This is a genomic window from Streptomyces sp. CNZ287, from assembly GCF_007827615.1.
This window is the reverse complement of the sequence record NZ_VISV01000012.1, coordinates 171,156-196,516: the sequence shown is the minus strand read 5'-3', so window position 1 is coordinate 196,516 and position 25,361 is coordinate 171,156. Positions and strand designations below refer to the sequence as shown.

Below are 25,361 nucleotides of genomic sequence, written 5' to 3'. Positions count from 1 at the left end.
GGAGCACGTACATGCCCACCGCAGCCAGCGGCAGCCGGACCGACCTCGTCGAGGGCCTGATGGCCCGCTTCCCGCACGTGCCCAGAGAGGCCGTGATCAAGGAAGACCTGCTGCGCGGCGGGATGGCCTTCGACGACTCCGCGCTCAGCGGCGCGGGCGAGGACGGCTCCGGCGAGGTGAAGCCGAAGTCGTACTTCATCTTCTCCTTCGACCACGGCACGCTCCCCGAGCTGGGCGCCGCCGCGCTCAACCGCCCGCCGGAGGAGGTCGTCCTCACCGGCGGCCCGTACGACCTGCGCCGCACGGTCGTCTCCGTACGGGTCAACCCCTCGTCCCCGTACCGCGTGAAGCCCGGCGACGACGGGGCCCTCGGGCTCTACCTCGACGGCGTGCGCATCGCCGACGTCGGGCTGCCGCCGATGCCGGACTACTACCGGCACAAGCTCGCCAACGGGAAGTCCGTCATGGAGGTCGCGCCCACCATCCAGTGGGGCTACCTGATCTACCTCACGGTCTTCCGCGTCTGCCAGTACTTCGGCGCCAAGGAGGAGTGCCAGTACTGCGACATCAACCACAACTGGCGCCAGCACAAGGCCGCGGGCCGCCCGTACACGGGCGTGAAGCCGGTGGAGGAGGTGCTGGAGGCGCTGGAGATCATCGACCGGTACGACACCGCGAAGACCTCCACCGCGTACACCCTCACCGGCGGCGCCGTCACCTCCCACATCGGCGGCAAGGACGAGGCCGACTTCTACGGCCAGTACGCCAAGGCCATCGAGGAGCGCTTCCCGGGCCGCTGGATCGGCAAGGTCGTCGCCCAGGCGCTGCCCAAGGCCGACGTGCAGCGCTTCCGCGACTACGGCGCGCAGATCTACCACCCCAACTTCGAGGTGTGGGACCGGCGGCTCTTCGAGCTGTACTGCCCCGGCAAGGAGCGCTACGTCGGCCGCGACGAGTGGCACCGCCGCATCCTCGACTCCGCGGAGGTCTTCGGTCCCTCGAACGTCATCCCCAACTTCGTCGCGGGCGTGGAGATGGCCGAGCCGTTCGGCTTCACGACGGTCGACGAGGCCATCGCGTCCACGCGCGAGGGGCTGGACTTCTTCATGTCGCACGGGGTCGTGCCGCGGTTCACCACCTGGTGCCCGGAGCCGACGACGCCGCTGGGCAAGGCCAACCCCGAGGGCGCGCCGCTGGAGTACCACATCCGGCTGCTGGAGACGTACCAGGACGCGCTGGACACCCACGGTCTCTCGTCCCCTCCGGGGTACGGGCCGCCGGGGGCGGGGCGCGCGGTGTTCTCGGTCAGCTCCTTCATGGACTCGATGCCGCTGCCGGACGACGCCTCGGAGGCCGCGGTTCCGGCACGGACGTGACGGTGCGGACGTGACGCCGCCGAGGTGACGCCGCGCCGACGTGACGGTGCCGACGACCGCGCGGGCGCGAGGCGCGAGGGCGCCTGCGTGACCGCGCGGTCGTGGTGGGATGCTGTGCCCCATGGCGCGCGCGGGAGACCACGACAGGACCCGGACCAGCTACGACACCGTGGCGGAGACCTATCTCGGCACCGTCGGCGGTGAGCTGGCGCACAAGCCGCTGGACCGGGCGCTGCTCGCGGCGGTCCTGGAGCAGGCTGGGGACGGCGCCCCGGTCGCCGACCTGGGCTGCGGCCCCGGGCACGTCACGGGGTGGCTCGCGGCGCACGGGGCGCGGGCGGTCGGTATCGACCTGTCGCCCGGCATGGTCGCGCTCGCCCGGCGCGAGCACCCGGCGGCGGAGTTCCGCGAGGGCGACCTGCTGCGGCTGCCCGCGGCGGACGGCGAGTTCGGCGCGGCGGTCGCGCTGTACTCGGTCATCCACCTCGCACCGGAGGAACTGGCGCCCGCGTTCGCGGAGGCCCGCCGGGTGCTGCGGCCCGGCGGGCGGCTGCTGGTCTCGTTCCACGTCGGCACCGAGGTGCGGCACCTGGACGACTGGTGGGGGCACCCGGTCGACGTGGACTTCCGCTTCCTGGAGCCGGCGGCGGTGGCCGCCCTGCTCGGCGCCGCCGGCTTCGAGGTCGAGGCCACGCTGGAGCGCGCCCACTACCCCCAGGAGCCCGAGACGACGCGCGCCTACGTCCTGGCCCGCCGGCCGGAAGCGTAGGGTCCCGCGCTTGTCCTGACGTCGGCGTCAACGTCTAACGTCGGCCGTATGCGCATCGGGGAACTCGCCGAGAGGGCCGGGGTCAGCACGCGGACCCTGCGCTACTACGAGTCGCGCGGGCTGCTGCCCGCCGCCGACCGCGGCGCCAACGGCCACCGCGTGTACGGCGACGACGCCCTGCGGCTCGTCGCGCAGATCCGCACGCTGCAGGACTTCGGCTTCGAGCTGGAGGACACCCGCCCGTTCGTGGAGTGCCTGCGCGCCGGCCATCCGGCGGGCGACTCGTGCCCCGACGCGCGCGCGGTGTACCGCAGGAAGATCGCCGAGCTGGACGGGCTGATGGCCGAACTGCGGGCGGCGCGCGACCACCTGACCGCGCAGTTGGCGCGCGCCGAGGCGCTGCCGGCGCCGTGCGGCGCGGCCGGGACCGACGGAGACGTGCCGCTGTGCTGCGGCTGACGGGAGAGGCCACATGACGACCACACCGGGGACGACACCGCAGACGACCACCCAGGGCGTTCCGTACGTCACGGACGAGACCTTCGCCGAGGAGGTGCTGCGCGCGGACGTGCCGGTGCTGGTGCAGTTCACCGCCCAGTGGTGCCCGTCGTGCAAGCAGCTCACCCCGGTCATCGGCGCGCTCGCCGCCGAACTGGGCGACCGGGTCAGGGCCGTACGCCTCGACGTCGACCACAATCCGCTGACGACCGTCGCGCACGGCGTCCTCGCGGTGCCGACGCTGCTCGTCTTCCAGGGCGGCGAGCCCGTACGGTCCGTGGTCGGCGCCCGCTCCAGGGCCCGCCTCCTGCGGGACCTCGACGGCGTGATCTGACCCGGGGCCGCAGGGGGCACGGCGGTGGGCGGGGCGTCCGCCGGGCGGGGGCGTCGCCGGTGCGCCTGCGGGACCGTATGCGTACCCGGGGCAAAGCTCCGCGTATGTCTGTATACGTTCCCCGCGGCGCGGACCGGCTACGGCGCGCCCTCCTGCTCCTCTTCGCGCCCCTCCTCACCGCCGCCGCCCTGCTCACGGGCCCGGCCGCGGACCCCGCCGCCGCCTGCCCGTCCGGAGCCTGCGGCTCCGTCATCACCGCCCCGCTCGCACCGCCCGCCCCGGCCGCCGAGCCCTGCCCCAGCCCCGATCCCGTCGTGTGCCGGATCCGGGTGCTGCCGTGGGACGAGAAGGCCGAGGCCCAGCAGACCCGGATGCGCTACCACGGGCTGCTGGAGGACATGCGCCGCACGGAGGCCCGGATGCGGGCGGACGGCGCGTCCGACGAGGAGGTCGCCAGGAAGCTGGTCGACATGCGCAACCAGGCCAAGGAGATCACCCGCGCCGGGATGTCGCCGGAAGAGGTGCGCGTCCTGGAGGAGCGCAACCAGGCCAAGTACGGCAACCCTCTCGGCCCGACGGCCGACCAGCTCTACGCCAAGTACGGCTCCTGGCCGGAGGTCATCGCCGCCTCCACCCGCACCAGCACGGCCGTCGACGAGGCGCTGAGCCTGCACTACCACCCCTGCCCCGTGTAACGCCCGGGACTGCCGGCGCTCTCGGGGGCGTAGAGAAATGCGTGGCGGGCGGGGCCCGGTCCTTGCGAGGGTCGTAGGTGCCCGATCCCCGCTCAGAAGGAGTTGCCCGTGCCCCGTGCCGTCACACTCATCCGCTCCGATTCCCTGTCGGACGTCGCCGAGTACGCCTACGCCGCCACGGCGCCCGCCGAGGCCCGGCTGATCTTCCTCGCGGGCGCCTGCCCGCTGAACGCGGACGGCTCCACCGCCGCGGTCGGGGACTTCGCCGGGCAGGCGGCCAAGTCCGTCGAGAACCTGCGCACCGCGCTTGCGGACGCGGGCGCCGCGCTGCCGGACGTGATCAGCACCCGCGTCCTCGTCGCCTCCACCCGCCAGGAGGATCTGGTGAAGGCGTGGGGGGTGGTACGGGACGCCTTCGGCGAACACGACGTGCCCAGCACGCTGATGGGCGTCACCGTCCTCGGCTACCACGACCAGCTCGTGGAGATCGAGGCCGTCGCCGCGGTGGTCGACTAGCCCTTCCCGCCCTCTAGCCCTTCCCGCCCCTTGAGCCCTCCCGGCCTCTAGGCCCTGTCGGGCACATAGCGCCGTCCGCACTGTGGGCGGGCTCCCCCACAGTGTGCAGGCGCGTCTGGGCGGTACCCCCAGGCGTCTGGTGCGTGCGATCGCAAGGCGGAGGGCCGACCGCATAGCGGGCCTCTTCGGTCGATCCGACAACGCAGCGAGCGTGCGTGCCAGGCTCCCCTCACTTCGCTGCGCGCACGTGGGCGGTACCCCCAGACGCAGGCGGGATTTGTCGGACAGGGCCTAGTCCTCGCCGGTCCGCAGGCTGTGCGCGAGCACGGCGCGGATCCGGCGGACGTCCGGGCGGGCGTCGGTGAGCAGGATGTCCGCGCACAGCCCGTCCGTCGCGGCGACGAGCGCGTCGACCGCCCGCGGGTCGGTGGAGTGCCGCTCGCCGATCTGCGCCACCACCTCCCGCCACCGCCGCGCGACCGGCCGCAGGGCGGGGCGGCGGGCGGCCATCGTGGACAACTCGCGCTCGGCGAGCGCGCGCCGGCGGCCCTCGCCGCCCGCGGAGGCGACGAGGGCGGCGAGTCCTTCGAGGTCGTCGGTGTCGCTCTCGATGATCTCGTGCAGCCGGCGGGTGTACTCGTCGGCGACCGTGGACAGCGCCGCCACCAGCAGGTCGTCGAGGGTGGCGAAGTAGTACGCGGTGAGGCTGGTGGTGACGTCCGCCTCGCGGGCCACGGTGCGGTGCGTGACGCCGCCGGCGCCGTCGCGCTGGACGACGCGGAGCGTGGCCTCGATGATCTCCGCCCGGCGGCGCGCGCCGCGGGCGCGGCGGCCGTCGGTGACGGGCTCGGCCTTGCGGCGCGTCACGCCGTGCTCCACGATGCGGGCTCCCGTCGGGGTGGTGGGTGGGACCAGGGTAGTCGGGGGCGCGGCGGCCGGCGGGCCCGTACGGGCCGGGGGAGCGGCCCGTACGATGCGGGTCGCGGAGCCGTACGAGGCAGCAGGCCCCGGCGCTACGGGCCGCGCACCCCTGAACCGGCCACCGCGCTCAGCCGCCTTCCTCCTCCCGGGCCGGCCCCACTCCCCGCAGTGCCACCGCCGCCACCACCGCGAGCGCCGCCACCGCGACCCCCATGATCCCCGTGGCCACGTTCAGCCCGGAGACGAACGCCTCCTCCGACCGCCGTAGCACCTGCACCGGCACCTCCGCCTCCACGGCGGCCGGGAGGCTGTCGCCCGCCGCCTCGCGCGCGCCGCCCTGCAGCCCGGCCGGGATCCACCCCTCCATCCGGGCGCGGTACACCACCGTCGTGACGCTTCCCAGCACCGCGACCCCCACCGCGAGCCCCAGTTCCTGCACCGTCTCCGACAGCGCGGACGCGGAGCCCGCCTTCGCCGGCGGCGCCGAGCCGACGACCAGGTCCGTACCGAGCGCGGCGAGGGCGCCGAGCCCGAGATAGACGAGCGCGAAGCCGGTGACGACCGGGGCCGCGCCGTCCGCGCGGTCGACGGTGGCGAGCAGCCCGTACCCGACCGTGGACGCGCCGAGCGTCGCCCCGACGACGTACCCCGGACGGACTCTGCGCGCCAGCAGCGGCGCCCCGATCGCGGCGACGAACATCATCAGCGCCGGCGGGCCCATCCACACCCCCGCGGCCAGCGGCGTCATGCCCTCGACCAACTGCAGGTGCTGCGTGACCAGATACATCACCCCGCCGACACCGACGAGCCCGACCAGCAGCAGCCCGAGCGCCACCCCGAAGGTCCGCTCGGCGAAGAGCCGCAGGTCCAGCAGCGGCGCGGCGAGCGTGCGCTGCCGCCGTACGAACCACACCCCCGCGGCCGCCCCGGCGGCCAGCGCCGGCACCGTGATCCCGCCCAGGCCGCCGGTCCCCTCGGCGGCGACGTGCTTGACCGCGTAGACCACGGGCAGGATCGCGGCGAGTGACAGCGCGACGCTGGGGAGGTCGAAGGGCCCGTCCTGGCGCGCCCGGTACTCGGGCAGCAGGAATGGCGCCGCGACCAGCACCACCGCGATCATCGGTACGGCGACGAGGAACGCCGAACCCCACCAGAAGCGCTCCAGCAGGGCCCCGCCGACGAGCGGCCCGGCGGCCATGCCCAGCGCGAACATCGTCGCCCAGATGCCGATGGCCAGCGCGCGCTGGCGGGCGTCGGTGAACATGTTGCTGATCAGCGCGAGCGTCGACGGCATCAGCGTCGCCCCGGCGACCCCGAGCGCCGCGCGGGCGGCGATGAGCGCCTCCGCGCTGGGGGCGTACGCGGCGGCGACCGACGCGGCCGCGAAGGCGGCAGCGCCGACGAGCAGCAGCCGGCGGCGGCCGAAGCGGTCGCCCAACGTGCCCATGGTGACGAGGAATCCGGCGATCAGGAAGCCGTACGCGTCCATGATCCACAGGGATTGGGTGCCGCTGGGGCGCAACTCGGCGGCGAGCGCGGGGAGCGCGAGGTAGAGGACGGTGACGTCCAGGCCCGAGCAGCACGGTCGGCACGGCGAGCACGGCGAGCCCCGCCCACTCCCGGGGTCCTGCGCGGCGGGTGACGGGCGTGGTCATGCGGGGCTCCCTCGGCGGTGTGGACGACTGGCCTCTTTTTGAACGATAGTTCTAGTTGTTGTTTTGTTCAAATTGTTGGGCAGGCGTCGGTGAGGGAGTGGGGTGGGGCGGGCTCAGGCGGTCCGGCCGGTCGTGGCGAGGAGTCCGTCGACGATGATCCGCAGGACCTGCGGATACAGGTCGACGGCCGAGCGCTCCGGCCACAGGTCGCCGATGGCCGCCAACTGCGGCTGGCGGGACGGATCGAGGCGGCGCAGGCCGTACGCCAGGTCGGCGGTGCCGACGTCGGCGCGGCGGCGGTCGGAGCGCGCGCGGACGAGGACTTCGCCGACGGTGTAGTACCAGATGCTCCGGAAGACGTCGACGGCCTGCTCCTGCGTGGCCCCGGCGGCCACCGCGCCGGCGACGATCGTCTCCACGATCCACAGGGCGGAGTCGCCGAGCCGCCCGATGAAGCCGTCCGCGGTCAGCGCCTCCGCCGCCCAGGGCCAGTTGGTGAGCGCGTCGTGCATCGTCGTGGCGGCGACGACGATGCGCTCGCGCGGGTCGTCGGGCAGCTCGGGGCGCGCGAGCTGGTCGAGGTGCTGGTTGACCAGCTCGACCACGAGGTCGTCCTTGTTGTGCACGTGGTGGTAGAGCGTCGTCGTTCCGACGCCGATCTCGGCGGCCAGGCGGCGGACGGTCAGCGTCTCCCAGCCGTCCTGGTCGATGACCCGGCGGGCCGCCGCGAGGATCTCGGCGCGCGACGTCGAGCGCGGCCGGCCGGTGCGGCCGGGGCGGTCCGTGCGGTCCGTGCGGTCGGCGGGTGTCGCGGCGGGCTGTCGGCGGTCTCGTTGTCCGGGCACCGTCCCATCATCCTGCCCCGGGGGTTGCCGGGGAAATCGACGCTGGTCAGGTGGTATTTCCGGGGTGCTGTCCGAGGGGTGGTGTACTTTAGGAACGTGTTCCGGAACATGTTCCGGAAGTCGGTGGACCACGGGAGGGATCATGACGGGGGAGCGGGCCGGGACGGCGGACCCGGGAGCGGCGCCGGGCCGGGAGGGGCCGGCGAAGGGCTCCGGGGGCGCGGCGCGGGCGGGGCTCGTGCTGGCCACGGCGGCGGTGGTGCAGTTCCTGGTCTCGCTGGACCTGTCGGTGGTGAACGTCGGGCTGCCGGAGATCGGCGCCGCCCTCGGCTTCGGCGAGGTGGGCCTCACGTGGGTCATCCACGCGTACGCGCTCACGTTCGGCGGGCTGCTCCTGCTGGGCGGCAAGGCCGCCGACCGCTACGGGCAGAAGCGGATGCTGCTCGTCGGCCTCGGCCTCTTCGGCGCCGCCTCGCTCCTCGGCGGCTTCGCCACCGAGCCCGGGCACCTGGTCGCGGCGCGGGCCGCGCAGGGCGTCGGCGCCGCGGCCCTCGCCCCGGCAGGGCTGGCGCTGCTGACGGCGACGTTCCCGGGAGGGCGGGCGCGGGTCCGGGCGTTCGGCATCTGGAGCGCGATGAACGCCGCGGGCGGCGCGCTGGGGGTGCTGATCGGGGGAGTGCTCACGGAGTACGCGGGCTGGCGCTGGGTGATGTTCGTGAACGTGCCGATGGCGCTGGTCGCGCTGGCGATGACCTGGCGCGGCGTCGCGACCGACGGGCCACGGGGGCTCGTCGGCGGCGGGGACCGTGGCACGAGCGGGGGCGTGGAGTGGCGCGGGGAGCGGGCCCGGGAGCAGGGCCGTCCCGACGTTCTCGGGGGAGTGCTGGCGACGGGCGGCATGTCGCTGCTGGTGTTCGGCATCGTCCGTACGGACCGGCACGCCTGGACCTCCGCCGTCACGGTCACGACGCTCGCCGTCGCCCTCGCGCTGCTGACGGCGTTCGTCGCGGTCGAACGGACCACCGGCCGGGACCCGTTGGTCCGCCTCGGCCTGCTCGCGAACCGCGCGGTGCTCGGCGCGATCACGTACACGCTGGTGATCGGTGCCGCGATGGCCTCGTCGTTCTACTTCATGTCGCTCTACCTCCAGCGGGTCCTGGGCAACGGCCCGGCCGAGACCGGCCTGCAGTTCCTGCCGTTCGCCCTCGGGGTGGTCGCCGGCTCGGTGCTCGCGGTGAAGCTCGGCTACCGGTACGCGCCGAGGCTCCTGCTCGCCGGCGGCGGACTGCTGACGGCGGCCGGCTTCGCCTGGTTCGGGCTCATGGACGCGGACGGTACGTACGCGGCGGACGTGCTCGGGCCCTCGATCCTGGCCAGCGTCGGCTTCGGCCTCGTCCTCGGCCCGCTGGTCAGCGTCGCCACCGGCGGCGTGGCGGCCCACGAGGCGGGCATGGCGTCCGGCCTGCTCAACAGCGCCCGCCAACTGGGCGCCGCCCTGGGTCTGGCGGCCCTCGGCACCGCGGCCCACCACCGGACGGGGGAGTCCCCGAGCGCGGCGTCCCTCAACAACGGATACGCACTGGGCCTGATGCTCTGCGCGGCGCTGCTGGTGGTGGCGGTCCTGATCGCCACGACGGTGCTACCGCGCCGCGCGGAGGAGGGCCCGCCGCCTCCGGACGCCGGCGGTCCGCGGCCGGAGGCCGATGCGGTACGTGCAGAAGCCGTCCCGGTGCCGCCGGATGCCGAGGCGCCGTCCGCGGACGCTGGCGCGGTGCCGGCGACCCCGCACGCGGCCGGCACGCAGGCTGACCCGGCGCGGACTCCGCCCGCATCGCCGGACGGGGACGCCCGCCCCGCCGAGAGACGCCCCGTGCCCGCGCCGCCCGCGCCCTCTCGTACGGTCTCCGGACTCCTCCGCCCGCACTTCCGCGGGTTCGCCGCCGTCGTCCTCCTCCAGGTCGTCGGGGCCCTCGCGGGACTCGTGCCGCTGCTCGCCGTCGTCGAGCTGGGCCGCACGCTGCTGGCCCCCGGCCCCGTCGACCGCGACCGGGTCTGGGCCGTCGTCGCGGTGGGTGCCGCGGGGCTGCTCGTGCGGCTCCTCTTCACGGCGGCGTCGTCCGGCGCCGGGCATCTCCTCGACGGCCGGGTGCAGTTGGCGTTCCGGCGCCGGCTGGCCGCCCGCCTGGGCCGTGTGCCCCTGGGCTGGTTCTCCCGCCGCCGTACCGGCGAACTCGCCAAGGTGGTGGGGGAGGACGTGGCGGCGATGCACCCGCTCATCGCCCACGCGCCCAGCGAGCTGATCTCCGCTTTCGTCGTACCGGCCGCCTCGCTGGCCTACCTCTTCACCGTCGACTGGCGGCTCACGCTCCTCACGCTCATCCCGGTGGCCGTCGCGCTCGCGCACGTGCCGCTGTTCATGGCCCCCGCGCGGGTGCGCGACCAGGAGGAGTTCGACGCGGCCATGGGCCGGATCTCCAGCGCCTCCGTCGAGTTCGCGCAGGGGATCGCCGAGGTCAAGGCGTTCGGCGGCGGCGAGCGCGCGCACCGTGCGTTCCGTACCGCCGCCGACGACTTCGCCGACACCTTCACGCGGATGGTCCACGGCCTCTCCCCGATCGGCGCGGGCATGCAGGTGGCGCTGTCGCCGCCGTTCGTGCTGCTGGTCGTGCTCGTCGGCGGCACCTCCATGATCACGTCCGGGGCGCTGGCCCCCGCCGACCTGCTGCCCTTCCTGCTCCTCGGCCTCGGCCTCACCGCGCCCGTCGCCGCCCTCGGCCACGGCTTCGACGACCTGCAAGGCGCCCGCCGCGCCGTGGGCCGCATCCGGGACGTGCTCGACGTCGATCCGCTGCCGCAGCCCGCGCGCCCGCGTACGCCGCGGGGCCACCGCGTCGAGCTGCGCGGCGTCCGGTTCGGCTACGGCGCGGAGCGCGAGGTGCTCCGCGGGATCGATCTGGTCCTCGAACCGGGCACCGTCACCGCGGTCGTCGGCCCGTCGGGCAGCGGGAAGTCGACCCTGGTCCAGTTGCTGCCGCGGTTCTTCGACCCCGACCGGGGCGCGGTCCTCCTCGGCGGCGTCGACCTGCGCGACATGGCGGGCCCGGACCTCTGCCGCGCGGTCTCGTTCGTCTTCCAGGACGTCCGCCTCCTGCGCGCCTCCGTCGCCGACAACATCGCCCTCGCCGTACCCGAGGCCGGCAGGGAGGACGTCATCCGCGCCGCCCGCCGGGCGCACATCCACGACCGGATCCTCGAACTGCCCCGCGGCTACGACACGGTGGTCGGCGAGGAGGCCGAGCTGTCCGGCGGCGAGGCCCAGCGCCTCTCCCTCGCCCGCGCCCTGCTCGCCGCGGCCCCCGTGCTCGTCCTCGACGAGGCGACCTCCTTCGCCGACCCGCAGACCGAGCTGGCGGTGCGCCGCACCCTCGCGGCACCGGCCGGCGGCGACCGCACGACGCTGATCATCGCCCACCGCCTGGAGACCGTCGCCGAGGCCGACACCGTCGTGATGCTGGCGGACGGGGTGATCGCAGAACAGGGCAGCCCGGCGGAACTCCTGGCCCGCGGCGGCAGGTTCGCCGACTTCTGGCACGCGCACCGGTCCGCGACGGCACACGACCCGGGCCCGCTGCCCACCGCCGACGTGACGAGGGGAGAAACCGGGCCCGCGGCCGAGCCGGCCCCCGGCGACGCACCACCCGCCTCACCGGCCACCGCACCCCGGCCACACCTCGTGACGCCCGCCCCCGACCCCGCACCCGGCCCCGTCCGCACGGCGAAAGCCCCCGGCAGCGCGCTGCAAGGAGACGAGCCCCGATGATCCGCACCCTCCTGCGGGTGCTGGGACACCAGCACGCCCGCCCTCTGCGCCGCACCGTCGCGCTCATGCTGGCGACGGCGGTCGTCGAGGGACTCTCCTACGCGCTGCTCGTCCCCGTCCTGCGCGCCCTGTTCGGCAGTTCGCCCGAGGACGCCTGGCCCTGGCTGATCGCCTTCGCTGCCGTCTTCGCACTCTACGGCGCGCTGCGGTTCACCAGCGACCTCGCCGGCTTCCGCGTCGGCGTCGAGCTGCTGCGCGGGCTCTACCACCGGCTCGGCGACCACCTCGCCCGGCTGCCCGTCGGCTGGTACGGCGCGGGCCGCGTCGGCGAGGTCTCCGCCCTCGCGGGACAGGGCGTGCTCCAGGCCATGAGCGTCATCGCGCACCTGCTGGCCCCGTCCCTCTCCGCCGCCGTGACCCCGCTGACGATCGTCGCCGTCATGCTCGTCTTCAACTGGCAGTTGGGGCTGGCCGCGCTCGCCGCCGTCCCGGTGGTCGCCGCCGTGCAGGTCTGGACGAGCCGGTCGATGGCCGCCGCCGACGAGGAACGCGCCGCACGCGACCACGAGGCCGCCGGGCGCGTCGTCGAGTACCTCCAGGCCCAGCCCGTGCTGCGCGCCGGCGGCAGGTCCGCCGAGCGGTTCCGGCTGCTGGACGACTCCCTGCACGCCGTGCAGCGCGCCTCCCGGCGCACCACGCTGTCCGTCCTGCCGGGCGCGCTGGGCCTCACGCTCACCGTGCAGGCGCTCTTCACCACGCTCCTCGCCCTCGGCGCCTACCTCGCCCTCGAAGGCGACATCGGTGCGGCCGAGGTGCTGGCGACCCTCGTCCTCGCCGCCCGCTGCGCAGACCCGCTGCTGTCCCTGTCGGACGTGGCGGGCAAGTTCCGCGCCGCCCGCACGGTGGTGACGAAGCTCGACACGGTGCTGCGCACGGAACCCCTCCCCGAAGCCGCCGACCCGGTCGAGCCGGCGGGCCACCGGCTGGAGTTCGACGCGGTGACCTTCCGCCACGGCGACCGCACGGTCCTCGACGGCGTCTCCCTCACGGTCGCCGAAGGCGAACGCCTCGCGGTCGTCGGCCCGTCCGGCGCCGGCAAGAGCACCCTGCTGCACCTGCTCACCCGCTTCCACGACGTCGACGCGGGCGCCGTCCGCGTCGGCGGCCAGGACGTCCGGGCGATCAGCACCGAGACCCTGATGTCCAAGATCGCCATCGTCTTCCAGCACGTCTACCTCTTCGCCGGCACCATCGAGGACAACGTCCGCCTCGGCCGCCCCGACGCCACCGCAGCCGAGGTCCGCGCCGCCGCCACCGCCGCCCGGCTCGACGAGGTGATCGACCGCCTCCCCGGCGGCTGGGCCACCGACGTCGGCGAAGGAGGCACCGCACTCTCCGGCGGCGAACGGCAACGGGTGGCGATAGCCCGCGCGCTGCTGAAGGACGCCCCGGTCGTCCTGCTGGACGAAGTCACCTCCGCCCTGGACCCGGTGAACGAGGCGGCCGTCCACCAGGGCATCGAACGCCTCATGGCCGGCCGCACGGTCGTCATCGTGGCCCATCGCATGCGCACGGTCCGCCGCGCGGACCGCATCGTCTTCCTCGACGCGGGCCGCATCACCGAAGAGGGCACCCACGACACCCTCCTGTCCCGCAACGGCCCCTACACCGCCTTCCACCACGCCACCCACACCCCAGCCCCCACCACCGCCCCCTGACGATTGGCGCAGGCGCAGTCTCGACAGCCGAGGAGGCCGGTTCGTTCACTCTCCGTATGGGAAACGGGAAACAGCCACATTCGCCTTGTTCCACCCGAGTCCGCTGCCGCACGCTGACTGGTGCCGGCGACCGAAGGCCGCGACAGGGGCCCTCTCGGGGGAGGCCGGATGCCTGAGCCCACGTACGGGTTCGGGCCCGAACTCCGCAGGCGGCGCCTGGCGGCGGGGCTCACGCTCGATCGCCTCGCCGCGCTGGTGCACTACAGCAAGAGCCATCTGAGCAAGGTCGAGACCGGGCAGAAGAGCCCCACGCCGGAGCTCGCCCGATGGTGCGACACCGCGCTCGGCGCGGGCGGCACGCTCGCCGCCCTCGTACCCGAGCGCGCCGCGCCCGCCCGGCGTTCTCCTGCGAGCCATGACGGTGAGGTGTTGGCGGCGTACGGCCTGGTCCGGCGCGCCCTCGAGCGGAACAAGCGCAGGTACCTCTCCGACGACGTGCTCAAGGACCCCGGCAGCGCCGTCGTCTGGTGGCTCGCGCGCAACGACGAGCAGGTGGAGGGCACGGTGGAGCGCATCGGGCTCCTCGCCCGGCTCTCCGCCGCGGCGAACAACAGCGAGGTCGCCCCGCCCTTCCGCGACCTGCTGTACGCACCGGAAGCCGAGCCCGAGCCCGGGCCGGAGCACGAGCCCGAGTACGAGCCGGAGCCGGAGGGGGGCGTGCCGCCGGAGGAGTACGTCGCCGAGCAGTTGATGAGCTGGCTCGGGTTCAACAGCGACGACCCCGAGATGGTGCACTTGGCGGCGCGCATGGCCGAGGACGTACGGGCGACGGGCCGGAAGGACGAGGCCGAGAAGTTCCTCCGCTTCTTCGGCTTTCCCGGGGATCCGCCGCCGTTCGCGGACGGCCAGCCTCCCGACGAGGAAGGCCCGTTCGCGGACGCGGGCTGAATGAGGGCGGGATCGGCCCGGGCGGCGGCCCCCCGGCGGACCTCTACGTCGAGGTGGCTCAGCGGGCGCACCCCCGCTTCACCCGCGACGGCGACGACCTCCACGTCCACGTCCTGCTGCCCCAGGAGCAGGTGGCCGGGGGCACCACCGCCCTCGTACCGACCCTGATCGACGGCGGGAAGCACGTCCGCATCCCGGCCGCCGTCCGCGACGGCCAGGCACTCCGCCTGCGCGGGCTGGGCATGCCCCGCGTCAGGGAGGACATCCGCGGCGATCTCCTCGTCCGTGTCGGCCTCGACGGCTGACGCCCGGCCCGTGGCCGGTCAGCGGCGCGCGTGCCGTACCGTCAGCCGGCCGAAGCCCATGACCCCGGAGATCCGGATCGTCGGCCCGCCGGCCGCGGGCCTGCGCGGGGGCTTGTAGACGGAGTCCTTCATGCCGGTCTGCACGCCGTCGAGGTCGACCACGGCGTCGTGCGGAACGGTGATCGAGGCCCTGCCGGTGCCGACGTTGAGCACGATGTCGACCACCGGGTGTTCGATGACCGCCCGCGACAGGTCCAGCCGCACGCGCCCCAGCGCCGACTCCACCCTCAGCGTCCGCGGTACCCGCCATGCGCCGCTCCGCTTCACCCGCCCGGTCGCGGCCCCGATCGCGGCCGACGTGCCCGGGTCCTCCGCGGGCAACGACGCCAGGGCCTCGGCCAGTTCGCCGCGGGTGGTGGCGGTGAGCACGCGGTCGAGGCGCGCGTCCATGTCCTCGCGGGTCAGCCGTCCTTCGGCGTACGCGTCCCGCAACCGCCGGGCGCCGTCGTCCCGTTCGCCGTCGCCGACCAGCGTCGATGCGTCGTCCGGAGGGGAGGTCACGCGCTCACTCTAGCGCCGCCCGCGTACGCCGCCGCCCGGCCCGGTGCGCCTGCGCCGCGATACGCGTCGTGCGATCCCTGTCCCGGGCCTGAAAGATCGGGGGATTTGCGCCGGTTGCTTCTACAACCCTCCCTGGGCGTCACGGGTCTTACCGGGTATCCGGGGCATGAGCCGTATGCTTCTGAAATCCCTCTGTGTCCAGAAAAGGGAGTACAGCTATGCGTTCCACCCGTATCAGGAAGTTCGCTCTGGCGGCCGCCGCCACCGTGCTGGTCCTCACCCCCGCCGGCGCCGCCTACGCGGGCAGCGGGCCCGCGCCGGCGCCCTCGGGCAAGAGCGACCGGGCGGCGGCCACCGCGCCCACCGCCCAGGGCAACCCCGACAGCAAGCGGGCCCAGGCCGCCGGGGTCTGTGACGATGCTTACCAGATCGGAGCGACCGGCTACATCAAGCGGAGCGGCGCGACCGTCGCGTCGGTGAAGCAGTTCTATTCGCCGTCGTGCAAGGAGAACTACGGCTACCTGTGGGTGTGGGACAGCTTCCACACCGGCGCGAAGCCGTACGACGTGACGCTCGGGGTGTTCAGCTACGACCGGGACGCCGTGGTCGGCAAGCTCACCCGCAACGACACCACGCAGCAGGAGTTCTGGACGCAGGGCACGGCCACCGCGAACGAGTGCACGGCCGCGGTCGGCACGCTGCGCGTCGAGGGGGCGCCGCTGGCCAACCAGGGCGCGTCCGAGAAGCGCTGCTGACGGTCCGGCGCCGCAGGCCGGTCGGCGTCCACGCCGGCCGGCCGTTCGCCGGCCGTACGACGCCGGCGGGCCCGCTTCCGTGTCGCGGGCCCGTCCGCGTACCGGCCGCGCGTCCTACCGCTCGCTGTCCAGGTGTGCCATCGCCGCCGCGCCGTACCGCTCGCCCGCCACGGCCGTACGCGGCACGGCGCGCTCGACCGCCGCCAACTCCTCGTCCGTCAGCTCCAGTTCCGCCGCCGCCACCGCGTCCGTGACCCGCTGCGGGCGCCGCGCCCCGACCAGCGCGACGACGTCGCCCTCCGGCCGCGTCCCCGCGCGCCCCTGCGCCAGCACCCACGCGATCGCGAGCTGCGCGACCGTGATGCCGCGCGGCCCGGCGATCTTCCGCAGGTTCTGCACCAGCGCCAGGTTGGCCGCCACGTTGCCGTCCTGGAAGCGCGGCAGATGGGAGCGTGCGCCGGTCGCGTCGGCCACGGGACGGTAGCTGCCGGAGAGCAGGCCGCGGGAGAGCACCCCGTACGCCCCGGACATCGCACTGCAGCCGAGCCCGATCGGGGCCACCCGCGGGCCATCCGCCCCCAGCCGTCGCATCTCCATGCACGCAACTCTCAGCAGCGGAAGGGCCGTTGGGCCCGGATCCCGCCCGGCCGGACGCTGCCCCCGCCCGGCCGGACGCTGCCCCCGCCCGGCCGGACGCTGCCCCCGCCCGGCCGGACGTGCTCCCGCCCGGCTGGGCGCCGCTCACGCCCGGCTGGACGCCGCCCCGAAGGCTTCGACGCCCGTCAGCTCCGCCGACAGCGCCCACAGCCGGGCGGCCTGGTCCGGGTCGGTGGCGTAGTCCCGTACGCCCGCGCGCAGTTCCCCCTCGCCGCCGGCGCCCGCCCGCTCGGCGACGTCGCAGTCCTCGCAGTACACGCCGCCCAGGCCGGCCAGGTGCGGCGAGGTCGCCGCCCAGACCTGGGTGGCGGCGCCCTGCTCAGCGGTTTTGAAGGCGTCGCTGACCTTGCCGTCCTCGTCGATCCAGCCCTGCGCGATCTGCTCCTCGCGGGGGATGTGGCGGGCGAGCTCCGTGAGGATCTCCCCGGGGTGCACGCTGAACGCCCGGACGCCCGCGTCCCGGCCGAGGGCGTCGAGGTGGACGGCGAAGAGCGCGTTCGCGGTCTTCGACTGGCCGTACGCCAGCCACTTGTCGTACGGCTCCGCGCGGAACTGCGGGTCGTCCCAGCGGATGCCGGAGAGGTGGTGGCCGCGGGAGGAGAGCGCGACGACGCGGGCGCCGCCGTCGCGGACGAGGGCGGGGCGGAGGTGATTGGCGAGGGCGTAGTGGCCGAGGTGGTTGACGGCGAACTGCCCCTCCCAGCCGGCCGGACCGACGCGGGTCTCGGGGCTGGCCATGACGCCGGCGTTGTTGACGAGGAGGTCGAGGGAGCGGCCGGAGGCGAGGAACCGGTCGGCGAAGCCGCGGACGCTGTCCAGGTCGGCGAGGTCCATCTCGTCGACCTCGGCGGCGCCGGGGCCCTCGCCCGCCAGGCCGCCGAGCGCCTGCTCGGCGGCGTCGCGCCGCCTGGCCGGTACGACGACGCGGGCCCCGGCCCGTACGAACGCGCGGGTCGTCGCCAGCCCCAGACCGACGTAGCCGCCGGTGACGACGGCGAGCCGGCCGCTCAGGTCGACGCCGCGCAGGACGTCGGCGGTGGTGCTCCTGGCGCCGAAGCCGGAGCCTGTGCGCTGCTGCGGAGTGGTCGTGTGGGTCATGCCGGGGACGCTACGACCTGGAGGGCGCTCTCTCGCAAACCCGACACGGGCGGGTTGCCGGAGGGCCGCGGGCCCCGGTGCCCGCCGCGCTCCGGCGGCGCGCTCCGCCGGTCATCCGGGTGCGCGCGTGTCGGTGCGTGGCGGACCCGGTCCCCTGTTCCGGGCCCGCCGGCACCGACGGTGTGGAACGGCCGGGGAACGACCGTTCTCCGTCCAGAGGGTAATGTCGAGAACGGTCGTTCTCAAGTGGCGGACGCCGCCGCGACGTGATCGGGACAGGGCCGGTACGTTGAGGGCGGCGCAGCGGGACGTGACGGCGGGGACGCGGACGGGGACGGGAGCAGCGGACATGGACGACGCGGAGAACGAGGCCGCCAGGGAGCGCGTACTGGAAGCCGCCGACCGGCTCTTCTACGCCCACGGCATCCGCGCGGTGGGTATGGACCGGATCCGCGACACCGCCGGCGTCTCCCTCAAGCGCCTCTACCGCTGCTTCCGCTCCAAGGACGAGCTGGTCGAGGCGTACCTCAGGCGGCGCGACCGCTGGGTGCGCGGGGAGCTGGCGGATTTCGTCGCCAAGGAGGCCACGGGACTGCCCCGGGAGCGGGTGCTGGCGGTCTTCGACTGGCTGGAGTGGTGGTTCGGCAGACCGGACTTCCGCGGCTGCCCGTTCACCAACGCCTTCAACGAGATCGGTGCGGACAGCGCCCGCGCCGCCGCCGCGGTCCGCGACCACCAGCTCGCCGTCAGCGCGTACCTCCGCGGCCTGATCGCCGCCACCGGGGTCCCCGACCCGGACGCGGTCACGAACCGCTTCGTGATCCTGTACGCCGGCTCCCTCACCTTCGCCGCCATCTCCCGGAGCACCGAGCCCGCGCGGTACGCCCGCGAGACTGCGGCGGCGATCCTGCGGCAGGACGCGGCAGGCGGCTGAAGGGCTGAGAGCGAGCCGCCACAGGGGAACCGTTGACGCGGAGATCACGCCGTGTCACACTTCCGGCAAGTCTCCCCTGTCCGAAATCAGTTATGCGGAGGGTGAGATTCCCCCCTCTCCGGGATGACGGTTATCGCCGTCACCCGTCAGCGCTCACGGGCGCTTCGCGATTCCGCAGGGTTTTCGGCTTTCAGGCACTCCTCCGGAATGCCTGAGACCGCCTGTCCTTTCCCCTAGCACCCGGCAACTCCGCAACCCGGTCCGCTGTTTCAGCGGGCCGGGTCTTTTGCCTTTCCGAAAGGAAGTCCTTGATGACTGATCGACTGGTTGGTTCCGCGGCCGACGCCGTTTCGCAGCCCGTGGGAGGGGGCTCCGGGCAGCGGCCCGGGGTGCGGGAGGTACGGCGTCGTGTCGCGCGGCATCTGGCGGTGCAGGTGGACGGCGAGGGCGCGCTGAGGGACCGGTGTGCCGGCAGAATCATCGAGTCCGCGCTGCTGTTGCTGCTGCTGCGCAAGGAGCGGGCGCTGCCGCGGGTGCAGAAGGAGCTGCAGGAGTACCTGCAGCGGGCCCAGCCGAAGGGCACGCTGGAACGGGTGGTCGTGGACGCGCTCTCCGGCCGGGCGTGCGAGGCGGACGAGCTGCTCGCGGGGCTGAGCGGGGCCCGGCACGGCTCCGGGATGCGGAAGCGGCTGCTGCTGGACACGATTCTCGTGCTGTGCGGACTGCTGCCGGACGGCAAGCGCCCCGATCCGCGGGAGATCGCTCCGCGGCCGCAGGCGGTGTGGACGGAGCTGACGCTGTACGCGGCGACGATCCTGTACGTCCACGACAACGCGGGTGCGGACGCGGGCGAGTCCGGGGAGGAGCTGGCGGATTACCAGGAGCTGCTCGTACGGCGGCTGGCGGCCTTCCCGGCGAGGCGGGTGTGGGAGGGGAACGCCCTGTGCCACCTGGTGGCGCTGCACGCCCTCCACACCTTCCGGCCCGGTTCCGAGCTGATGCGGGAGGGGATCGAGGCGCTGTCGCGGCTGCGCGGCCCGGACGGCGGGGTGCCGTTCATCGACGGGCAGGAGGTCTTCGTGACGTCGCTCGCCGGGCTGGCGCTGGCGTCGGCGCCGGGGCACGAGCGGCTGGCGGCGCGGATGGGGCAGTACCTCGCCTCGCGGCAGCACTACGACGGCGGCTGGGGGTACAACGAGGCGACCACGCAGACGGACGTCGACGACACCGCCCGGTGCGTGGAACTCCTGCGGTTGCTCGACGCGCGGCGGTACCGCCACGGCATCGCGGCGGGGGAGGAGTACCTCTGCTCGCGGACCAACGAGGCCGGCGGCTTCCCCACGTATCTGCGGGGCCACACCTCGGATCTCGACATGACGGCCGGCGCGGTGATCGCCCTGCCCTGGAGCCGCTACGGGGCCATGCTGGCTCCCGCGGTCGGCGTCCTCATCGACGCCCAGCAGCAGGACGGCAGCTTCGAGCCGAGCTGGACGCTGAGCAGGTCCAGCGCCATCCTGCGCATCCTGGACGCCCTGGCCTGCGTACCGGCCGAGGAGACGGCACTGCACCGGCGTGCGGGCGAAGCCACCGCGAAGGCCGTGGCGTTCCTTGACGAGAGCCGCGGCAGCGACGGCGGCTGGGGGCACACGCCGGGCAAGGACAGCGACGTGCTCTCCACCGCCCAGGCCCTGGCCACCCTCGCGCGGCACGCGCCCGGGACCGATCTCGCCAAGCCGCTGGCGTACCTCACGGACCAGCAGCACGACGACGGCGGCTTCAGCTCGATAGCCGACCAGGCGGGTCCGCGTCCGCTGCCCTTCGACTTCCCCGTCCTGGCCGACGTCCAGGTCCTCACCGCACTCAACCGCCTCATCGCCTACAACGCCGCCTGACCGGCGACCGCACTCCGGCACCACGGGCCGGTGCCGCCGGCCACCAGGCGGTTCGGCCTCCGGTGAACGGGGTGCGGCCGGAATGCGTCCGGGCCGCCGGCGGCGACCGAGGGCCGCACCGGCGGTGAGGCCCTCGACGTCGCGCCCCGGCACGACCCCGGCGGAACAGAGCCGGATCTCCGGCTGCCGCGCGTACGTCAGCTCCCGCGGCGTACCCGGTCGTGCGCGGCCGTGGCCAACTGGTAGTAGGTCGCGAGCTTGAAGTACTCCCCGTCGGCCGTCAGCGCGCCGGCGAAGACGAGCTTGCGGTCGCCCTCGTAGGTGTAGGGCGCCTTGGCGGCGAGCACGCCGAGCTTCGGTTCGACGTGCGAGGGGAGCGCCGCCGGGTCGGTCGTACGGGTGGAGAAGCTGACCCGCTCGATCTCCGCGGCGTCCCAGCCGAAGGTCGGGTACAGCGCGGACGAGGTCGCGGCGAAGTCCAGTAGTTGTCCGCTCGGCTCCGGCAGCCCGAAGTCCCGCAGCATCGCCTGGACGGTGGCGCGCTCGAAGTGCTCCGGGGACAGCCCGTTGAAGTACACGTTCCACGTCCGGTTCGCGTGGTCGATGGCCACGGTCGACACCTTGCCGTCCAGGCCGTACTCGACGAGCACGTCCATCCACCTGGAGAGCGCGGTGGACATGGCGGGGACGGAGGCGAGCGGGCCCAGTTCCTGCAACCGGCCCATCGGGAAGACGGCGTAGCTCTTGTTGAAGCCGCTGTTGACGCCGTAGTCGACGCCGTAGCAGTCGACCGGGAGCGCGGTGAGCAGGTCCGCGAACATGCCGCGGACCGGATGGTCCGTCTCCTCGGCGAGGCCGTGTTCCAGGGCACGCTCATAGGGATTGCCCTCGGCCAGCGGCACCGTGAAGTCGAAGGACAGGTCCCGGATGCTGCCTCCCTTGTTCACCGCGTTGAACACGACGGTGGAGTCGGTGACGACGTTCGGGAACGCCGTCAGCAACGCGGTCATCTTCTCGGGCGGGCAGTCCACGCCCACCAGCCCGGCCGCTTCTTCCGCAGCCGCACACAAACGCTCGATCCCAGGATTGGTGCTCATTGCTCCCCCATAGGGCGGTGTGAAAAGGACCTGCCCGCTGCTCGTTCCAGCAGGACGTCGGATAGCGAAACGCCGGCGGCCGACCGCGCCGGTCCCGGCCGTGGCCGAGAGCAGGACCGTGCGACTTGCGGCGCGGGGCCGGATGCGTAAGTCCCCCACCGGCAACGGCTCTTCCGTTCTACGGATCCGCCGCGTTGCCGTGATTCTCGGGGGAATCCCACCCTCCGCATTTCCTCGTCCGGGCAGGAGTGACGTGCCCAAAGTGTGACACGGCCTTGACCTCCACGCCAGCGAAGCCGGCGGCGGACCGGTCCGTACGGACCGCGCACGTGCCCACGGCAAGCCACCGGCAAGTCACCCTCAAGCCGGACAGGTCAGTCTTGGAGCCGGCGACCGGGAACGGGTGCCGGGCGGGTGTGCGAACCGGCCGACTGACGCAGTCGGCGCGGGTCCCTCGGGGGCAGCGGTTTTCGAGGCGATGGGTCAGACGGAGGGGCTTCGATGCCGTTTCATCCCTGTACGCGAGGTCATGCGCAGAGAACCAGCGCTGCTGCCCCCTCTCTCCTGTGCGCCCCCTGCATCAGGCAGGCCGGGCGTCATCTGCGGGAGCTGGCCGGCCTGCACCGGGAGTGCCTGTACCAGGCGTCGCCGACGGTGGCGACCCGGTGGAGCAATCCGACGAAGGTCTCCACGAGCCGCCGCCTCGACTATCCCGACATCTCGGTGCTGGACACGCGGCAGCGCATCTCCTCCCTGCTGGAGTCGTGGTCGCGGACGGTCGTGGAGAAGCGGAGGGCCGCCGCGCCGAAGCGGAGTGTCCCGCACCTGGCGGTGTTCCTCGCCGGGCAGTTGGACTGGATCAGCGCCCAGCCGGCGGCGGCGGACTTCGCCGACGAGGTCGAGGCCCTGGTCAAGGAGCTACGGCAGACCATCGATCCCGAACTGGGCGGGCACTTCACCTTCGTCGGGGAGTGCGTCCAGGACGGCTGCGGCGGGACCATCACCGCTTCGCTGAGGCCCGGCGAGCCGGTGCCCGTGCGGAGCATCGCGTGCTCGGGGGGACACACCTGGGCGCCGCACGAATGGCTCCTGCTCAAGCAGCTCATGGAACGGCAGCGAAAGGGCAGCGAGGCGTGAGCAGACCACCGCACCACAGGCTCGTTCCGACCAAGGTGGCCGCGCTGGCCATGGGGGTGTCGGAGGCGACGATCCGCAAATGGGTGAGCCGGGGGAAGCTGACCCGCTACGGCGCGCCCAACCGCCGCTCGCACTACGACATCGAGGAACTCGCCGCGCTCTCCGCACAGCGCCGGCCCTGAGCCGGGCGTACGGGCACCCCCGTCGCCGTCGACCGGCGGACTTCGCCCCTGGTCCGCGTGGCGTCAACCGTGAGGCAAGGAGCCGGGCGGACGGGTCCGCCCGGCTGGTTCGCTAGCCGGAGGCGGGGGGCGCCGTGGTGTGCATGTGGTTCACCAGGCGCGGGCGCCACTGGTAGTACGACTGGACCTTGCAGTACTCGCCGTCGCCCGGCGAGGTGGCGACGTAGACGGCCTTGGGGTTGTCGGCGCCGTACGGGATCTCCCGCAGGAAGTGCTCGATCTTCGGCTCCACCCGGTCCAGGATCGCCAGCGGGTCCGGGGTGATCGCCGAGTAGCAGAAGCGCTCGATGTCCGGGGAGTCCCAGCTCAGCGTGGTGTAGAAGCCGAACGCCTGCTGGGCGAACGTCAGCAGGTGCTCGCTCGGCTCCGGCATGCCGATGTCGCTCAGCATGGACCGGACGGCCGCCGGCGTGAGGCAGTCGTCGACCTCCCCGAAGTACACGTTCATCGTGCGGTGTCCGTAGTCCATGCCGATCAGGGTGATCTTCTCGGCCAGCCCGTAGCGTTCGAAGAAGTCCATGTTCCCGGCCACGCTGGGCGGCATGGAGGGAAGGGCGGCGAGCTTCGGCAGGCTCTGCATCTGCTCGCCGGGGAAGCACGACCACGCCTTCTGGAAGCCGCCGACGAGGCCGAAGTCGACGCCGTAGCTGCCGATGGGGAACCCCGCCTCGATGTCTCCTAGGAGCGAGTCGATGGGGTGGTCCGTACGCGGCAGGAGGCCGTTGGCCTGCGCGAGCGCGTGCGGGTCGATGGTGCTCGGGAGCATCATCATGTGGCAGTTCATCTCGCCGGCATGGCGCGCGTCGGTCGCCACCCGGAAGAGGATCGCGGCCTGCGGGAGCAGTTCCTCGAACGCGCTGAGGATGGGCCAGACCTTCTCGCGCGCGCAGGGCACGTCCACGAGCCCTGCGGTCTTCTCGATGGCGGCGTACAGGTTCTCTGCGGGACTGGACATGGTTCTCCTGTCGTTGAAGTCGCGGTTACTCGCTCAGGTAGCCCTGGAGCGTGGGCGCGAATGTCTCGACGAGTTCGTCCACCGACGCCGAGGTGATCGGCTCCATCTTCATCACGTAGCGCAGCATGATCAGCCCGACGACCTGCACCACCAGCGCGTTCAGCCGCAGCGGCGGGACATCGACGACCTCTCCCAGCCGGGTGACGAAGAGGGCGGAGAAGTGCTCGCGCAGGTACTCCGCGCCCTCGGCGCTGCTGGTCGCGGCCCGGACCCGCTCCAGGAGCTGCGGCCGCAGCTCCGGGTTCTCCCAGGCCGCCAGGGACATGCGCAGAAGCTTCTCGCCGAGCTGCGCACGGGGCCCGTCGGCCGCCTCCGCGAAGAGCGCGTCGGCCCGCGCGGCGAGGTTTCCGGAGACGGCGGTTCCCGCCTCGACGGCTTCGGACATGGTGACCTCCAAGTCTCGGATGCGGCTTCCTTGCCGCCGGGATGTCAGTCGCCCTTGGTGAGTTTTTTCAGCATGGGCGAGAGCTGGTAGTAGGAATTCGCCTCGACGAACTGCTCCTCCGGCACCCACTTGACGGCGATCAGATTCACCCGCTCGCCCTCGTACGCGAACGGCGCCTCCCGCACGAACCGCTCCATGTGCGGTTCCATGGGGGCCGGGATTTCCGCGGGCTCGAATCCCGCACTCGGCGGCGGGGCGAGAGCGACCCGGAAGATGTGCGCGGAGTCCCAGCCGAGCGTGATGTTCGCCCGCATGGCCGCGCTGACATACCGGAGCACCGCTTCGGTGGGCTCCGGCATTCCCATCTCGCGCAGCATCGAGGCGAGGGCGCCGGGCTCCGGCCGGTTGTCCGGGGCGAACTGGAAGTACAGGTTCATCGTGTTCGCGCGGTAGTTGACCCCGACCATCGCCACCTTGTCGAGCCCGTAGCGCGCGAAGAGCCCCGCGTTCTCGGCGACCGCCTCCGGCATGGACGGGATGTCGGTGAGCGCCGCGAGCGGCTGCAATGCCTGCGGGAAGTGCGCGTAGAGCTTCTTGAACCCGCCGACGACCCCGGCGTCCACGTAGTACTCCTGGACCGGGAACCGGGCGCCGACGTCGGAGAGCAGGGTGCCGACGGGATGGTCGGTCTCGCCGACGAAGCCCTTTTCCAGCGCGTACGGGTACGGATTCCCGATCTCGCCCGGCACCCGGAAACTGAAATCCAGCTCGGCCGCGTTCCGCTTGCCGCTCTGCACCCCGAGGACGACCAGATCCTCTCCGACCACGGCACCGAACGCATCGAGCACGGGCCACGCCTTGTCCCGTACGCAGACGGCACCCACGAGCCGGGCGGATTCCTCCAGCGCCGAATAGACTTCTTCCACTTCGGTCTTGTCTGCCAACATTTCCTCCCTGTGCGAGTCATTCGTGTGCGGGCATGGCAAAGCCGCCACCGGGTTGCGTCCCGGACGGCGTCGCAGAAACGTGACTTTTCAACCTGTGGGGGGAGAGAAAGGCCGGAAGACGGCACCCGCGACGCCGGGTCACGGGGAGGGGGAGGCCCATATACAGAGGCGCCGGGAAATCGGGACCATAGCCCGAACCTCAGCGGCGCAATCTTATTTGTAGATTCTTCGGCCCTTGGCT

At 73.2% G+C, this 25,361-nt stretch carries 24 protein-coding genes and 1 pseudogene; 15 read left to right on the top strand and 10 right to left on the bottom strand.

All coding sequences use genetic code 11. The features are described from left to right. The first annotated feature begins 11 nt into the window (after window positions 1-11). From FB457_RS22145 to FB457_RS22120, 6 genes are all read left to right on the top strand, one after another. On the top strand, window positions 12-1,376 hold the full coding sequence (locus tag FB457_RS22145; protein WP_047016282.1) for a radical SAM protein: 1,365 nt from the start codon (window positions 12-14) through the stop codon (window positions 1,374-1,376). Between the two features lie 121 nt (window positions 1,377-1,497). Further along, window positions 1,498-2,145 carry a class I SAM-dependent methyltransferase gene (locus FB457_RS22140; protein WP_047016281.1) on the top strand — a complete coding sequence of 216 codons (648 nt, stop codon included), beginning with the start codon at window positions 1,498-1,500 and terminating at the stop codon, window positions 2,143-2,145. Window positions 2,146-2,193: 48 nt separating this feature from the next. Next, window positions 2,194-2,604, top strand: coding sequence for a MerR family transcriptional regulator (locus tag FB457_RS22135; RefSeq protein WP_047016280.1), 411 nt, complete (start codon window positions 2,194-2,196; stop codon window positions 2,602-2,604). 13 nt (window positions 2,605-2,617) lie between these two features. Further along, complete coding sequence (locus FB457_RS22130; protein WP_047016279.1) at window positions 2,618-2,977, top strand: thioredoxin family protein; 360 nt, start codon at window positions 2,618-2,620, stop codon at window positions 2,975-2,977. A 104-nt stretch (window positions 2,978-3,081) separates the two neighbouring features. Continuing rightward, window positions 3,082-3,672 carry a hypothetical protein gene (locus FB457_RS22125; protein ID WP_047016278.1) on the top strand — a complete coding sequence of 197 codons (591 nt, stop codon included), beginning with the start codon at window positions 3,082-3,084 and terminating at the stop codon, window positions 3,670-3,672. A gap of 108 nt (window positions 3,673-3,780) precedes the next feature. Further along, window positions 3,781-4,188 (top strand): RidA family protein, encoded by a 408-nt coding sequence (locus FB457_RS22120; protein WP_047016277.1) that lies wholly within the window; start codon window positions 3,781-3,783, stop codon window positions 4,186-4,188. A gap of 291 nt (window positions 4,189-4,479) precedes the next feature. On the opposite strand, the gene FB457_RS22115 is transcribed toward FB457_RS22120, so the two are convergent. The 3 genes and pseudogenes from FB457_RS22115 to FB457_RS22105 form a co-directional block, all read right to left on the bottom strand. Next, entirely contained in the window at window positions 4,480-5,055 is a 576-nt protein-coding gene (locus FB457_RS22115; protein ID WP_253911249.1) for a TetR/AcrR family transcriptional regulator, read from the bottom strand. A 181-nt stretch (window positions 5,056-5,236) separates the two neighbouring features. Next, window positions 5,237-6,764, bottom strand: a pseudogene (locus tag FB457_RS22110) (MFS transporter). A gap of 113 nt (window positions 6,765-6,877) precedes the next feature. Further along, window positions 6,878-7,609, bottom strand: coding sequence for a TetR/AcrR family transcriptional regulator (locus FB457_RS22105; RefSeq protein WP_145782941.1), 732 nt, complete (start codon window positions 7,607-7,609; stop codon window positions 6,878-6,880). 238 nt (window positions 7,610-7,847) lie between these two features. Between FB457_RS22105 and FB457_RS22100 the strand changes: the two genes are divergently transcribed. From FB457_RS22100 to FB457_RS36310, 4 genes are all read left to right on the top strand, one after another. After that, window positions 7,848-11,429, top strand: a complete 3,582-nt coding sequence (locus FB457_RS22100) for an MFS transporter (protein WP_078898654.1) — start codon at window positions 7,848-7,850, stop codon at window positions 11,427-11,429. Next, complete coding sequence (locus tag FB457_RS22095; protein WP_047016273.1) at window positions 11,426-13,147, top strand: ABC transporter ATP-binding protein; 1,722 nt, start codon at window positions 11,426-11,428, stop codon at window positions 13,145-13,147. Before FB457_RS22100 ends, FB457_RS22095 begins: the two co-directional genes overlap by 4 nt. Window positions 13,148-13,315: 168 nt before the next feature. Beyond that, window positions 13,316-14,095, top strand: a complete 780-nt coding sequence (locus FB457_RS36315) for a helix-turn-helix domain-containing protein (protein ID WP_486589099.1) — start codon at window positions 13,316-13,318, stop codon at window positions 14,093-14,095. Beyond that, on the top strand, window positions 14,092-14,400 hold the full coding sequence (locus tag FB457_RS36310) for a J domain-containing protein (protein ID WP_078898653.1): 309 nt from the start codon (window positions 14,092-14,094) through the stop codon (window positions 14,398-14,400). The genes FB457_RS36315 and FB457_RS36310 overlap by 4 nt, the downstream gene beginning before the upstream one ends. An 18-nt stretch (window positions 14,401-14,418) precedes the next feature. On the opposite strand, the gene FB457_RS22075 is transcribed toward FB457_RS36310, so the two are convergent. Next, window positions 14,419-14,961, bottom strand: coding sequence for a DUF1707 SHOCT-like domain-containing protein (locus tag FB457_RS22075; protein ID WP_078898264.1), 543 nt, complete (start codon window positions 14,959-14,961; stop codon window positions 14,419-14,421). A 266-nt stretch (window positions 14,962-15,227) separates the two neighbouring features. On the opposite strand from FB457_RS22075, the gene FB457_RS22070 reads away from it, so the two are divergent. Then, a complete protein-coding gene (locus FB457_RS22070; protein WP_047020002.1) occupies window positions 15,228-15,716 on the top strand; it encodes a hypothetical protein in 489 nt (162 codons plus the stop codon). A gap of 114 nt (window positions 15,717-15,830) precedes the next feature. Here FB457_RS22070 and FB457_RS22065 read toward each other — a convergent pair whose 3' ends face one another. Both FB457_RS22065 and FB457_RS22060 read right to left on the bottom strand, forming a co-directional pair. Then, window positions 15,831-16,313, bottom strand: coding sequence for an aldo/keto reductase (locus tag FB457_RS22065; RefSeq protein ID WP_145782940.1), 483 nt, complete (start codon window positions 16,311-16,313; stop codon window positions 15,831-15,833). Between the two features lie 144 nt (window positions 16,314-16,457). Next, complete coding sequence (locus FB457_RS22060) at window positions 16,458-17,471, bottom strand: SDR family NAD(P)-dependent oxidoreductase (protein WP_047016272.1); 1,014 nt, start codon at window positions 17,469-17,471, stop codon at window positions 16,458-16,460. A gap of 349 nt (window positions 17,472-17,820) precedes the next feature. Here FB457_RS22060 and FB457_RS22055 point away from each other — a divergent pair, with 349 nt between their 5' ends. Further along, window positions 17,821-18,405 carry a TetR/AcrR family transcriptional regulator gene (locus FB457_RS22055; protein ID WP_145782938.1) on the top strand — a complete coding sequence of 195 codons (585 nt, stop codon included), beginning with the start codon at window positions 17,821-17,823 and terminating at the stop codon, window positions 18,403-18,405. 311 nt (window positions 18,406-18,716) lie between these two features. Next, window positions 18,717-20,297, top strand: a complete 1,581-nt coding sequence (locus FB457_RS22050) for a prenyltransferase/squalene oxidase repeat-containing protein (RefSeq protein ID WP_145782936.1) — start codon at window positions 18,717-18,719, stop codon at window positions 20,295-20,297. 197 nt (window positions 20,298-20,494) lie between these two features. Here the strand turns inward: FB457_RS22050 and FB457_RS22045 are convergent, their stop codons facing one another. After that, window positions 20,495-21,394, bottom strand: a complete 900-nt coding sequence (locus FB457_RS22045) for an aromatic prenyltransferase (RefSeq protein WP_145782933.1) — start codon at window positions 21,392-21,394, stop codon at window positions 20,495-20,497. A gap of 654 nt (window positions 21,395-22,048) precedes the next feature. Here FB457_RS22045 and FB457_RS22040 point away from each other — a divergent pair. Together FB457_RS22040 and FB457_RS22035 are read left to right on the top strand one after the other, a co-directional pair. Continuing rightward, window positions 22,049-22,531: a hypothetical protein gene (locus tag FB457_RS22040; protein WP_253911248.1), complete on the top strand. Its 483-nt coding sequence runs from the start codon at window positions 22,049-22,051 to the stop codon at window positions 22,529-22,531. Next, window positions 22,528-22,713, top strand: coding sequence for a MerR family transcriptional regulator (locus FB457_RS22035; protein ID WP_145782931.1), 186 nt, complete (start codon window positions 22,528-22,530; stop codon window positions 22,711-22,713). Before FB457_RS22040 ends, FB457_RS22035 begins: the two co-directional genes overlap by 4 nt. 112 nt (window positions 22,714-22,825) lie before the next feature. Here FB457_RS22035 and FB457_RS22030 read toward each other — a convergent pair whose 3' ends face one another. The 3 genes from FB457_RS22030 to FB457_RS22020 are packed head-to-tail and all read right to left on the bottom strand — an operon-like array spanning window position 22,826 to window position 25,120. After that, window positions 22,826-23,728, bottom strand: coding sequence for an aromatic prenyltransferase (locus tag FB457_RS22030; protein WP_145782929.1), 903 nt, complete (start codon window positions 23,726-23,728; stop codon window positions 22,826-22,828). Between the two features lie 25 nt (window positions 23,729-23,753). Beyond that, window positions 23,754-24,173, bottom strand: coding sequence for a TetR/AcrR family transcriptional regulator (locus tag FB457_RS22025; RefSeq protein ID WP_145782926.1), 420 nt, complete (start codon window positions 24,171-24,173; stop codon window positions 23,754-23,756). A 44-nt stretch (window positions 24,174-24,217) separates the two neighbouring features. After that, entirely contained in the window at window positions 24,218-25,120 is a 903-nt protein-coding gene (locus FB457_RS22020; protein ID WP_145782923.1) for an aromatic prenyltransferase, read from the bottom strand. Window positions 25,121-25,361: the final 241 nt, after the last annotated feature.

Excerpts from the sequence above, each read along its gene's own strand:
- FB457_RS22055 (WP_145782938.1), top strand. The coding sequence starts at position 17,821 with ATGGACGACGCGGAGAACGAGGCCGCCAGGGAGCGCGTACTGGAAGCC.
- FB457_RS22030 (WP_145782929.1), bottom strand. The coding sequence starts at position 23,728 with ATGTCCAGTCCCGCAGAGAACCTGTACGCCGCCATCGAGAAGACCGCA.
- FB457_RS22065 (WP_145782940.1), bottom strand. The coding sequence starts at position 16,313 with ATGGAGATGCGACGGCTGGGGGCGGATGGCCCGCGGGTGGCCCCGATC.
- FB457_RS22140 (WP_047016281.1), top strand. The coding sequence starts at position 1,498 with ATGGCGCGCGCGGGAGACCACGACAGGACCCGGACCAGCTACGACACC.
- FB457_RS22045 (WP_145782933.1), bottom strand. The coding sequence starts at position 21,394 with ATGAGCACCAATCCTGGGATCGAGCGTTTGTGTGCGGCTGCGGAAGAA.
- FB457_RS22060 (WP_047016272.1), bottom strand. The coding sequence starts at position 17,471 with ATGACCCACACGACCACTCCGCAGCAGCGCACAGGCTCCGGCTTCGGC.
- FB457_RS36315 (WP_486589099.1), top strand. The coding sequence starts at position 13,316 with ATGCCTGAGCCCACGTACGGGTTCGGGCCCGAACTCCGCAGGCGGCGC.
- FB457_RS22020 (WP_145782923.1), bottom strand. The coding sequence starts at position 25,120 with ATGTTGGCAGACAAGACCGAAGTGGAAGAAGTCTATTCGGCGCTGGAG.
- FB457_RS22145 (WP_047016282.1), top strand. The coding sequence starts at position 12 with ATGCCCACCGCAGCCAGCGGCAGCCGGACCGACCTCGTCGAGGGCCTG.
- FB457_RS22095 (WP_047016273.1), top strand. The coding sequence starts at position 11,426 with ATGATCCGCACCCTCCTGCGGGTGCTGGGACACCAGCACGCCCGCCCT.
- FB457_RS22130 (WP_047016279.1), top strand. The coding sequence starts at position 2,618 with ATGACGACCACACCGGGGACGACACCGCAGACGACCACCCAGGGCGTT.
- FB457_RS22135 (WP_047016280.1), top strand. The coding sequence starts at position 2,194 with ATGCGCATCGGGGAACTCGCCGAGAGGGCCGGGGTCAGCACGCGGACC.
- FB457_RS22050 (WP_145782936.1), top strand. The coding sequence starts at position 18,717 with ATGACTGATCGACTGGTTGGTTCCGCGGCCGACGCCGTTTCGCAGCCC.
- FB457_RS22125 (WP_047016278.1), top strand. The coding sequence starts at position 3,082 with ATGTCTGTATACGTTCCCCGCGGCGCGGACCGGCTACGGCGCGCCCTC.
- FB457_RS22025 (WP_145782926.1), bottom strand. The coding sequence starts at position 24,173 with ATGTCCGAAGCCGTCGAGGCGGGAACCGCCGTCTCCGGAAACCTCGCC.